The following is a 420-nucleotide window of genomic DNA, read 5'->3' as shown; positions in this document are numbered from 1 at the left end:
ACGATCACCTTCGAATCCTTCATGCCGGCCAGGTGCTGGATCGCACCCGAGATGCCGACCGCGATGTACAGCTGCGGTGCGACGATCTTGCCGGTCTGGCCGACCTGATAGTCGTTCGGCACGTAGCCGGCGTCGACTGCCGCGCGCGATGCACCAAGCGCTGCCGACAGCTTGTCGGCCAGAGGCTCCAGCACCTTCGTGTAGTTTTCGCCGCTACCCAGACCACGGCCGCCCGACACGATGATGCTCGCCGACGTCAGCTCCGGACGGTCCAGCTTCGTCACTTCGCGGCTCACGAACTGCGATTTGCCTGCATCGGCCGCCGCTTCGATCTTCTCGACCGACGCGCTGCCGCCTTCCGCCGCCACCGGATCGAAACCCGTTGCACGCACCGTGATCACCTTGATCGGATCGCTCGAC

The 420-nt window shown here is 65.0% G+C and carries 1 protein-coding gene; it reads right to left on the bottom strand.

Annotation, left to right across the window (positions count from 1 at the left end):
* Positions 1–420: electron transfer flavoprotein subunit alpha/FixB family protein (locus DIE08_RS35315; RefSeq protein WP_148096107.1), on the bottom strand; the 420-nt coding region annotated here is incomplete at both ends.

The sequence above is a fragment of the Burkholderia sp. Bp9004 genome (assembly GCF_003858025.1).
Taxonomy (GTDB): domain Bacteria; phylum Pseudomonadota; class Gammaproteobacteria; order Burkholderiales; family Burkholderiaceae; genus Burkholderia; species Burkholderia diffusa.
The sequence above is the reverse complement of the archived record's forward strand: the minus strand, read 5'-3'. Positions and strand labels throughout refer to the sequence as shown.